General features: G+C 68.2%; 7 protein-coding genes. 1 reads left to right on the top strand and 6 read right to left on the bottom strand.

Annotated features, from left to right (window positions below):
* Positions 1–305: 305 nt before the first annotated feature.
* Positions 306–1,310 carry a PEP-CTERM sorting domain-containing protein gene (locus LLH23_18930; protein MCE5240539.1) on the bottom strand — a complete coding sequence of 335 codons (1,005 nt, stop codon included), beginning with the start codon at positions 1,308–1,310 and terminating at the stop codon, positions 306–308.
* Positions 1,311–1,638: 328 nt separating this feature from the next.
* Between LLH23_18930 and LLH23_18925 the strand changes: the two genes are divergently transcribed.
* Entirely contained in the window at positions 1,639–3,024 is a 1,386-nt protein-coding gene (locus LLH23_18925) for a DUF4380 domain-containing protein (GenBank protein ID MCE5240538.1), read from the top strand.
* A 73-nt stretch (positions 3,025–3,097) separates the two neighbouring features.
* On the opposite strand, the gene LLH23_18920 is transcribed toward LLH23_18925, so the two are convergent.
* The 5 genes from LLH23_18920 to dprA all read right to left on the bottom strand — a co-directional run bounded on the left by LLH23_18920 (position 3,098) and on the right by dprA (position 10,315).
* Complete coding sequence (locus tag LLH23_18920) at positions 3,098–5,491, bottom strand: hypothetical protein (protein ID MCE5240537.1); 2,394 nt, start codon at positions 5,489–5,491, stop codon at positions 3,098–3,100.
* 18 nt (positions 5,492–5,509) lie between these two features.
* Positions 5,510–6,046, bottom strand: a complete 537-nt coding sequence (locus tag LLH23_18915) for a GrpB family protein (GenBank protein ID MCE5240536.1) — start codon at positions 6,044–6,046, stop codon at positions 5,510–5,512.
* A 1-nt stretch (position 6,047) separates the two neighbouring features.
* Positions 6,048–8,618: a type I DNA topoisomerase gene (gene topA / locus LLH23_18910; protein MCE5240535.1), complete on the bottom strand. Its 2,571-nt coding sequence runs from the start codon at positions 8,616–8,618 to the stop codon at positions 6,048–6,050.
* 116 nt (positions 8,619–8,734) lie between these two features.
* On the bottom strand, positions 8,735–9,145 hold the full coding sequence (locus tag LLH23_18905; GenBank protein MCE5240534.1) for a four helix bundle protein: 411 nt from the start codon (positions 9,143–9,145) through the stop codon (positions 8,735–8,737).
* A gap of 87 nt (positions 9,146–9,232) precedes the next feature.
* The gene (dprA, locus tag LLH23_18900) at positions 9,233–10,315 is read right to left on the bottom strand and encodes a DNA-processing protein DprA (GenBank protein ID MCE5240533.1); all 1,083 of its coding nucleotides are present in this window, start codon (positions 10,313–10,315) and stop codon (positions 9,233–9,235) included.
* Positions 10,316–10,423 lie beyond the last annotated feature (108 nt).

The raw sequence follows: 10,423 nt of genomic DNA, 5'->3' as shown, positions 1-10,423 counted from the left end.
CCTAGCGTCCCTGAACGAGTGCGCGAATGCTGTGCGCGTGGTGCGACTGCGTGGGGGTCTGCCTGGTTGGTTGCATGTGCCCCTCGGAACTCGGTAACGAGCAGGGGCTGCGATGGAGGCGACGATCGACTGCTCGGGATACTGCCTGGATCTGGTCAGCGAAGATTCAGGAAATGCTCAAGCGAGTCGAGTCTGGATACGCAAAAAGCGGCAGCACCCAGGCAGGGGTACTTCCGCTTAAGGTGGACTGTACAACAACAATTGTGGCTCTGTCAAGAGCTATCTTCGCTGAAGGTGCTCTTGGGTCAGCTCTGCTTGCGGCGCTGCTTGCGCGCCCACATGCCGAGCGGCCCGGCACCCATGAGCAGCAGTGCCAGGGTGCCCGGCTCCGGGCTGTCAATGTCGCCGCCGCCGCTCAGGTAGGCCGTCGCATCGCTACCGTCGTTCCGGCAGCCCATGAGCCACTGGAAGCCGATCTGATCGCCGATCTTCAGTTGCGGCAGCATGCTCTTGGGGATGGTGACCTCGATCACGTAGGTCTGGGCATTGTTCTCCAACACGGTGGAGCCGCCGTACGCGAGGTCCAGTTGGTACCAGGCCGTAGTCACACTACCCAGAGAGGTCAAGCCGCTGTAGCTCGGGTCGAAGTTGGTGTAGGAGCCGCTCTCATTGCCGGTCACAGGGTTGACGGCGCCGTTCGGCGTGCCCAGGTACCACCCGCTCGAGGTCTGGTACAGGTCATCGCCCAAGGTGTTGGAGGCGAAGCTGGTCACGTTGCCGCTGGTCGGGCGGTTCTCATCCACCAGGTCTACGCCGTAGTCGTACGCGAAACCCCAGTTGTCTGTCTGGCTGCCGGTGACGCGTGGCAGATCGAGAGCGAAGTCGCCCTGCGTGACGGTGACGTCCGGGGTCGTCCGGGTCTCGGTGAAGATGCCTGTGGTCGGCGAGGGGAACCCCACGATGAACGCAAAGTAGACGTTCTGGTCGTCGTCGTCGAAGTAGTAGGCCTCGATGTCGTAGGGCTCTTCCCCGGAGGGGTAGTCCCCGGCGTAGGTGACGTAGTCACCCATCACCGTCTGCGACCACGAGCCGAACCAGTCGTTGACCTCGTAGTCCACGGTCCCGGTGTGCAGGGTGGGCGCCAGGCTGCTGGTGTCGAACTGGTAGGCCGAGTACGACCCGTTGTCGAACGGCGTGACCTCGGGCGTGACGCCGAAGTAGTCCCCCAGCAACGTGGCATGGGCGAACGACGGGGCCAGTGCAAAGGCCAACGCGCCTAACAGAATTAGGTGGTACCTGCGTGTAGCCACTTGGTCTCTCCCAATGCGCGAGGTCCCCCCTCGCGTCCCTGCCCACATGCGCCCGACATCACAAACGCCCGACTCGTCTTTGAGGCTTCGTAGAGTATAGAGTGATTCCAGAGCACAGTGCAAGACCCTGTTTCACTTTTCTCGGCAAACTTGCCGTTACGTCGCGTTGCTGCCGGTGCGCCTTCAGGGGCTGTCCGAGCCCCGCCCGAGGAGGAAGGCGCCCGGCTGCCGGCGAAGGGTATACATCGAGGCAACCCTGGCCGATGTGGTGGCGTCTAAGTGGTGGGGCCACGCCAGAGGCCCCGGTCTCACCCGGGAGATGATACCCATGAGTACGTCCCGTGTCCTGTTGTGGCTCGGATTGGCCGCTGTCGTGGTCGGCGTCGTCGGCTGCGGCGCGGGGGTGGAGAGCACGAGCCCTCGCCGCGAGGTGCAGGGCATCACCAGCAGTACCAGCCCCATTGCCCCGGCCAGCGAAGAGGCCAAGGCCGAGGAGATTGACTACCAGGGATGGCGCGCCTTGCGTCTGACCAACGGCATGGTCACCGTCGTGGCCGTGCCGGACATCGGCGGGCGCATCATGGAATACAAGCTCGGGAGCCACCCCTTCCTGTGGACCAACCCCGCCCAGCGCGGCAAGACCTACCCGCCCGCCACCACCGAGGCGGAGCGCCGCTGGCACAACTTCGGCGGCTACAAGCTCTGGCCGGCGGCCAGTCAGCGCTGGCAGGGCCCCCCCGACCCCCTGGGCTCGTCGCTGGACGAGGGCAAGTGGGTCGGCAAGATCCTCACCCCCAGCGGGCGCAATGTCGAGGTGGAGCTGCGCAGCCCCGAAGACAAGCTGACGGGGCTGCAGATCACCCGCTCCATCAAGCTCTTTGGCGCCTCCTCCCAGGTGCGCGTCAGTGAGAAGATCACCAATGTCTCGAGCGAGACCGTCGAGTGGTCGTTCTGCGGCCTGGCGCAAGTGCCGGCCTCGCTCGACGGTGAGGAGAAGTTCAGCGAGAAGGCCCGCCTGTATCTCCCGCTCAACCCCGAGACCAAGCACCAGCCGGGCTACGTGACCCTCAAGCAGGGCGGCGCCGGGCAGTTCAAGGTGCTCGCCGACCACCTGCTGCAGGTCTCGTCGCAGGGCCAGGCGGCGCGCCTGGGCGCCGACAGCTTCGCCGGTTGGCTCGCCTATCTCGACGAGGCGCACGAGTACGGCTTTGTCCAGCGCTTCACGGCCAACAAGCTGGCCACCTATCCCGAGCAGGACTCGACCGTCCTGATCGAGGTCTCGGGCGAGCAGTCGTACCTGCAGACCGGCCTGTGCGGCCCGACCCGCACGTTGCGCCCCGGGGAAAGCACCGAGCTCACGTTCGACTGGTATGCCACGCGCGTAGGCGGCCCGGTGGTGAGCGTCGGCGACGTGGCGGCCATCCAGGAGCCGCTCAAGGTGACGCGCGCCGAGGGCAAGACGAAGCTCACCGGCGTGCTCGGCGTCTTCGCGCCGGGCAACCTGGCCTTCACGCTGCAGGGCGCCGAAGGCAAGGCCATCGGCCAGCCCACGACGCTGAAGGTCAGCCCTGCGGACGTCGTCAAGCTGGCACAGGAGTTGCCGAACGAGGCGGAGGCCAAGCAAGTGGTGGTGGAGTTGCAGAACGCCTCGGGGACGCCGCTGGGGGAGATTGCGCGGCTGTCGCTCGCGACGACGGTGGCGAAAGCGGAATAGAGCGTACGTCGGAGGCAAGGAGCAACAAGGGACGGCGCCCATCGGGCGCCGTCCCTTTGCCATGTGTTATGCCCTACTCGTGGCCGCGGGTCCCGAGCGGCCGGCCGCTCCACGCCAGTAGGGACGCGAGCGCGTAGACGGCCCAGCCGCACCACAGCGTGGTCTGGAACCCCCAGAACTTGGCGATCATCATCGCACCCACGGAGCCGACCACCGACATCAGGCCGTTGACGCCCCACATCCACGGCACGAACCCCGGCGAGTGCGACCCGACGGCCCGCAGGCCCGTCGGGAAGGGCATGCCCAGCGCCGCCCCCAGCGGCAGCAGCAACAGCATCGTGACCAGGCAGCGCAGACGGATGTCCCAGCCCAGGGTCGCGGCCACGATCGGCCCCTGCCCGTGCTGCAGCAGCACCCCGTAGGCCACGACCGCGATCGTCGCCAGCCCCGCCACGCGGCTGGCCCGGGCCACGCCCCAGCGCTGGCTGATGAGGCTCCCGAGCCCGCCGCCCAGGAGCAGGGCGAACAGGATGACCGAGAGGCTGAGCACCGGGTAGCCCAGGTACAGCACCAACTTCTGGATCAGCGCGATCTCTACGAGCATGAACCCGGCGCCGAGCAGGGCGAAGTAAGCGACCGCCGTCGCCAGACCGCGCTCTCGGCGCTGGCGCGCCATCGCCGCCACCGAGAACACAATCGCCAGCAGCAGAGCGCCGCCGAGCAGACCCAGGAACTGGGTGGGCAGGCGGAAAGTCATGTCCACGACGAACGGCTGGTCGTCGGTGCGGGGGAGAATGTTCAGTAGCTGCTTGCCGAACTGCCACTGGTTCCAGGCCGTGACGAACTGCGGCGTCGTGGCGCCCTGCTGGGTCAGCCAACTGAACGGCGCGGGCTCAAAGGCCCCGGGGAAGTAGCCCGGGGAGAAGCCCATGGCCACAGTCTCCTTGGCCAGGGAGGCGCTCACCTGCGGGGCGAAGGGCTGCCGCGACACGATGAGCAGGTGCCGGTACGGCCCTAGCCCGTACATGCCCTCCGGCACGCTGGCGACCATCAGGCTGTCGAGGGCCTGCTCGCGCGAGAGGCCCTGGTGCTGCAGGGCGTCCAGGGCCGTGAGCATGGTCCGCAGCAGCAGCGCCGGCTCCTGCAGCACCATCGCCACCTTGCCGTCGGGCGTCAGGTGCTGCAAGTAGTCCTCGAAGGCTTCCTCGGTGTAGATGTAGCCCTCCACCAACGCCAGGCTGTTGCTGGCGGTGGTGGCCGTCTTGGTCAGGGCCAGGTAGATCAGGTCGTACTGCTCGCGCGACCGCCGCACGAAGCTGCGGCCCTCGTCCACATACAGGCGCACGTTCTCACGGTCGTAGATGTGTCCGTTGAAGTCGCCATAGCGGCGCACGATGCGCGGGATGGAGGGGTTGATCTCCGCCCCGACGATCTGCCGGGCGCCGGCGGCCGAGGCGAGCAGTACATCCAGTCCCCCGCCCGGCCCAATCAGCAGCACCTTCCCCGGCCGGAACCAGTCGAAGGGGCGGAACCCGATGAAGCTCTCCAGGCGCGGCCCCAGGTCCGCCAGCTTCCCCGGGAACCACAGCATGTTGGTCGGCACTTCGCCGTCCGTATATATATAGAGGTCGTCGTGCGGGTCGGTCGTGCCGTCCGGGCGGGCGTTGGTGACGACATCCGTCCGGGCGAAGGCGTTCCATTCGCTGTAGACGATCTTGGCGCCGATCTGGGGGTCGCCCAGCTCGCGGTACAGGGGCTTGGCCGCCGGGTCGTCCCGCAGGGGCATGATGGGCAGGTCTACCAGCTTCAGGCTCATGTTCGCGACCAGGAGCCCGGCCAGCAGCACCGGCACGGCCACCGCCACGCCGCGCGTCGGGGCGTGCCGCACGCCGCCGCTGAGCGCCAGCGCGGCCAGCGCGGCCACCAGACCGCACAGGAACGGCACCTGGGTGGCGCCAAAGCACTGCAGCGCCCCGATGACCAGGAAGCTCCCCAGCGCCGCCCCGAACAGGTCGGCGAAGTAGAGCGTGCCGCCGGCCTGCGAGTACTCGGCGAAGACGCGGCTCAGCAGCGTCCCCGCGACGAAGAAGGGCAGGATGCAGATGCCGCTGACCACCCACACGGAGGTCAGGTGCGCGGCCAGGGGCGTAGCGAACAGCAAGTAGACAGAAAGGGGATACAGGACGGCCAGCGCCGCCGCCCGCAGCGACAGGTGGGCGCCGAGAGACAGCGTCCGGTGGAGCCACCGGCCCGTCAGGTAGTCCGCCAGCCCGCCGAGACCCAGCCCGCTGGTCGCCAGCGAGATGGCCAGGAAGACGAAGTGGAACCGCAGCAGCACCGAGAACGCCCGTGACAGCGCCACCTCGAAGGCCAGCACCGACAGGGCGGTCAGGAAGACCGCCGCCAGGAGCGGGAGGCGCGGCGACGTCACGGGTTGGGGATCGGCGTCCATGGGGTGATGGGCCATCGGCGCCGGAACGCCGGCTCAGCGGGAGAGGCGAGTGGCCTGCTGAGCGGCCAGCGTCCGGCGAATGAAGTCATGCTTGCCGGCGGTGTAAGCGGCCCGGTCGTCGGGGTAGCGGGCTGCCAGGTCGGTCTTCAGGGCGGCATACTCCTGCCGCAACGCCGCGTCCTCGCGCAGGCGGTCGCGGAAGGCCAGGTAGTTGGGCCACTGGCTATCGGCTTTCTCGACGATGTGCAGATGCACGGTGCGCAGGTTGGGCGCGGTCTCCCGCACGCACAGATAGCCGCCCTCGCGCCCGCTGTCGCCGCGGTCCAGATAGCCCGCAGCCACGAGCCGGGCGACGACCTCGGGCACGTCCTCCTGCGCGCGTACGGCCACGACCAGGTCGAGGATGGGCTTGGCCGGCAGCTCGGCGACGGCGGTGCTGCCCACATGCTGGAGGTCCAGCGCCAGCTCGCCCAGCACGCCACGCAGCCGCGCGATCTCGCTGGCGGCCAGCGTCACCCACTCGGGCCGGTGACCCACCACGCGCACTGTGTGCCGCCGCAAGCCGATCACGCTAGTCCTTGTCCGCCGCCGCGCCCTCTCCGGGCTCCAGGTCGCGCGCGTAGCGGCACTTCGGGTAGCCGCTGCAGCCGATGAACTGCCCGCGCTTGCTTTGCCGCACGAGCAAGTCCTTCCCGCACTCGGGACACTTCTCCTGCAGCTTCTGCGGCTCGGGCTTCTGGTAGCCGGCCTCATAGGCGGCGGAGATGGGCTTGGTGGCCTTGCACTTGGGGTAGGCGGTGCAGGCCACGAACTGCCCCTTGCGCCCCCGGCGCACCACCATTGGCGCCCCGCACTCGTCGCAGGTCAGGCTGATCCCTTCGCCCGTGGGGCCGTTGGCCGTAGGAGCGCCAGCATCCTGCTGGCCGCCGTTATCCGTTGCCGTTGCCGTTGCCGTTGCCGTAGCTGCTGCTGCCCCCTCCAGCCGCTCAATCGGCATCGTGTTGCGGCAGCGAGGGAACTTGCTGCAGCCCAGGAACGGCCCGCGCTTGCTGGTGCGCACCACCATGACGCCGCCGCACTTGTCGCACACCACGTCCGTCTTCTGCGGCTCGACACGCGGCCGGGCGTTCCCGTCGGCGTCTACCTGCTCCTTGTAGGTGCACTTGGGGAAGCCGGAGCAGGCGATGAAGCGGCGGCCCTTCCAGCCGGCGCGGTAGACCAGGTCAGCGCCGCACTCGGGGCACTGCCGCCCGACCGGCTCAGCGGCCTCCTTGGCGGCCACGGGCGTGCCCAGGTCCACGGTGTAGTCGCAGTCCGGGTAGTTGGCGCAGCCCGCGAACTTCCCGCGGACCGAGTACTTCACCAGCAGCTTTCCGCCGCACTTGGGACAGGCCTGGCCCTCCAACTCCTGCTGAGCCTCCCCCTGCGCGGCCTGCAACTGGCCCTCCAGGTCGTCGTTGTACCGCCGCATCAACTCCACCCAGTTGACGTGGCCCTCTTCCACCTCGTCGAGGTCCTCCTCGACGCGGGAGGTGAACTCGATGTCCACCACATGGGGGAAGAAGTCGGACAGGTAGTCGCAGACGACCAGGCCCGTGGGTGTGGCGACGAAGGCGCGTTCCTTCATGCGCACATACTTGCGCTGCCGCAGGGTCTCGATGATGGCCGCGTAGGTGCTGGGGCGGCCGATGCCGTTCTCTTCCAGCTCCTGCACCAGCGTCGCCTCGGTGTAGCGGGGCGGGGGCTTGGTGAAGTGCTGCTCGGGGAAGACCTGGACAAGTTCGAGCGCCTGCTCGGGCTGTAGCTCGGCCAGCACGGCGACCGCGCCGTCCTCCTCCTTCTCGGGCATGACGGCCAGGTAGCCGGGGAAGACGACGGACGAGCCGGTGGCGCGGAGGCCATAGGTGGAGGCGGCGGGTGCCGCGCCCTGTGCGGCGGGCCCGGCCGCGATGTCCACCGCCACCTGCTCCATCCTCGCCGGGGCCATCTGGGAGGCGATGAAGCGCCGCCAGATCAGCTCATACAGCGCCGCCTGGTCCTTGTCCAGGAAGGGGCGCATCTGCTCGGGGCCGTGGGTGAGCGAGGTCGGGCGGATGGCCTCATGGGCTTCCTGGGCGCCCTTGGCGGTCTTGCCGCGCGCGCCCGGCCCGATGTACTGCTCGCCGAACTGCTCTGTGATGAAGGCCCGCGCCTGCGTCACGGCCTGGTCGGCGACGCGCGTGGAGTCGGTGCGCATGTAGGTGATGAGGCCCACGGTGCCCTCGGCGCCGGCGTCCACGCCCTGGTAGAGCTGCTCGGCGACCATCATGGTCTTGCGGGCCGAGAAGCTCAGCTCGTTGGCGGCCTGGCGTTGGAGCGTGCTGGTGATGAACGGGGGCTGGGGGTTGCGCGTGCGCGGTTTCTTCTCGACCTGCGCCACGACGTACTGCGCCTGCTGCAACTCCTCCGCCAGTGGCTTGACCTGCGCCTCGTTCTTGAGGTCGAGGTCCTCGCCGTCCTTGCTCTTGACGGCGGCGCGGAAGGGCTTGGGCTCGCCGTGGGGCGTCAGCTCCACTTCGAGCGACCAGTATTCCTCGGGGTTGAAGGCGGCGATCTCGCGCTCGCGGTCGCAGATCAGGCGCAGGGCGGCCGATTGCACCCGGCCGGCGCTGAGCGCCGCGCCGGAGCGACCACTGATCTTGCGCCACAGCAGGGGGCTGATCTGGTAGCCGACGAGGCGGTCGAGGACGCGCCGCGCCTGCTGAGCGTCCACGCGCTGCAGATCAATCTCGCGCGGATGCTCCAGGGCCCGCCGGACGGCCTCCTCGGTGATCTCGTTGAACTCGATGCGCTTGGGGTGGTCGAGGCCCAGCACCTGCGCCAGGTGCCAGGCGATCGCCTCACCCTCGCGGTCGGGGTCGGAGGCCAGGTAGACCTCGTCCACGTCGGCCAACTCCTTCTTGAGCTGGCTGATGGTCTTCTTCTTGCCGGGGATGGTGACGTAGTGGGGCGCGAAGCCGTTCTCGACGTCCACGGCCAGGTCGTCCTCGGGCAGGTCGCGCACATGGCCCATCGAGGCCAGCAGCTTGTAGCCCTTGCCCAGGAACCCCGACAGGGTCTTGGTCTTGGTAGGTGACTCGACTATGATGGCAGCTTTGGTCAAGGTAAAGGTCCTTTGGGAAGAACGCGAACGGCGAACAACGGAAAGAACGGAAGAACAGGAACGGCGAACAACGGAAGGAACGGAACGACGGGTACGGCAACGGCGGCGACTGGCGGCTAACGGCGGCGGACTGAACCCATGAGACCGTACAGGAGACGATAGCAGCGTTTGAGGGTCGCACAGATTGGCGGGTCCGCCGGGAGGTACTTCACACGCACGGCGATGATGAGTTGGGTCTCTAGCTCGGCAAGCGACCCTCGGGCCAGCATCAGGCCTCTCAGGTATTCAGGCTTGGTGTCCCTCGCGTGCCCCTCAGCGATGTTGGAGGGAACCGACACCGCTGCGCGCTGCATCTGAGACGCCAATCCGTATAGCTCGTGGCGGGGGAAGCCCTCGGTCAGACCGTAGACCTGGTCGACCAGTTCCATCGCCACCTGCCAGGTCGTCAGGTTCTTGAAGTCGTACCCGGGAACCGCAGAACCCTCATCTGCTTCTGGCGCCTGCTCCCCGCAACCCACCTCGGACACAGCCAACTACCCCCTCGGACCGGGACGTTCCCGTTGTTCCGTTCTGCGGTTGTTCCGTTCCTTCGCCGTTCCCGCCGTTCCCGCCGTTCACAGCCTCACATACGTATTCCCCGGGAAGCGCCGCACCAATCCCTTCATCTCCAGCAGCATCAGCGCCGAGTTGATGCGGGAGGTGGGCAGCTCGGCTTCGGCGATGACCTCATCCACGTGGCGCGGCTGGAAGCTCAGCGCCTCCAGCACAGCCTGCTCGTCGGTCGAGACCGGGATGTCGGCGCGGGGCCGCTGCACCGGCGCAGCTTCCAGCATGATCCCCAGCCCCTCCACCACATCCTCGGCGACCTCGACCAGGCGCGCCCCGTTCTTGATGAGGTCGTGGCAGCCGTGGCTCACCGGGCTGTCAATGCTGCCGGGCACGGCCAGCACCTCGCGCCCGTACTCGGCCGCGAGATGGGCGGTGATGAGCGCCCCGCTCTTCAGCGGCGCCTCCACCACCAGCGTCCCGAGCGTCAGCCCCGCGATGATCCGGTTGCGGCTCGGGAACAGCTCGCGCAGGGGCTGGGTCCCAAAGCCGTACTCCGTCAGCACCGCGCCATGGGCGGCGATGTCGGCGCGCAACTCCTTGTGACTGGACGGGTAGGTGATGTCCGGCCCGGAGGCCATGACGGCGACCGTGCGGCCGCCGGCCTCCACGGCGCCCCGGTGAGCCTCGGCGTCAATGCCGGCGGCCATGCCGCTGACTACGGTGAAGCCGCGCCGCGCCAGGTCGGACGCCAGCCGCCGTGCGACCTGCGCCCCATAGGGGCTGCACTTGCGCGTTCCCACGATGGCGACGGCCATCTCGTCGCGACTGGTCAGCTCCCCCTGCACGAACAGCAGGGGCGGCGGGTCCGCCGTCTCGCGCAGCGCCCGGGGGTAGTCCGGCGCGGTGCACGGCAGCAAGCTGACCCCATGTGTCATCATCTGCTGGCGCAGTGCCGGCAGGTCCAACTCGCGTTCGGCGCGCCGCAGCATCCCGACGTGCTGGCGGGTGAAGCCCTCGACGCCGAGGAGGTCGGCTTCGGCAGCAGTCACGACCCCGTCGGCATCGCCGAAGGCGTCCAGCAGCCGGCGTTGCCGGGCGGGCGACAGGTGGCTGCCGTTGAGGATGAGCCAGGCGTCCGCGGCGTCCATGGAAGGCACCCCCGTGGCCTTGGCCCCAGAATCAAGAGAGGCCGATACCTCGGCCTCCCGACATCACAGGGCTGGTGTGTGGGCCTGCACTGGCGCGGTCCGACGTGT

The organism is bacterium (assembly GCA_021372615.1).
GTDB lineage: Bacteria > Armatimonadota > Zipacnadia > Zipacnadales > UBA11051 > JAJFUB01.
Note: the sequence above shows the minus strand (reverse complement) of the source record. Positions and strands in the feature narration are given on the sequence as shown.

Coding starts and splice junctions, on each gene's coding strand:
- LLH23_18920 (MCE5240537.1), bottom strand. CDS start 5,491: ATGGCCCATCACCCCATGGACGCCGATCCCCAACCCGTGACGTCGCCG.
- LLH23_18925 (MCE5240538.1), top strand. CDS start 1,639: ATGAGTACGTCCCGTGTCCTGTTGTGGCTCGGATTGGCCGCTGTCGTG.
- dprA (MCE5240533.1), bottom strand. CDS start 10,315: ATGGACGCCGCGGACGCCTGGCTCATCCTCAACGGCAGCCACCTGTCG.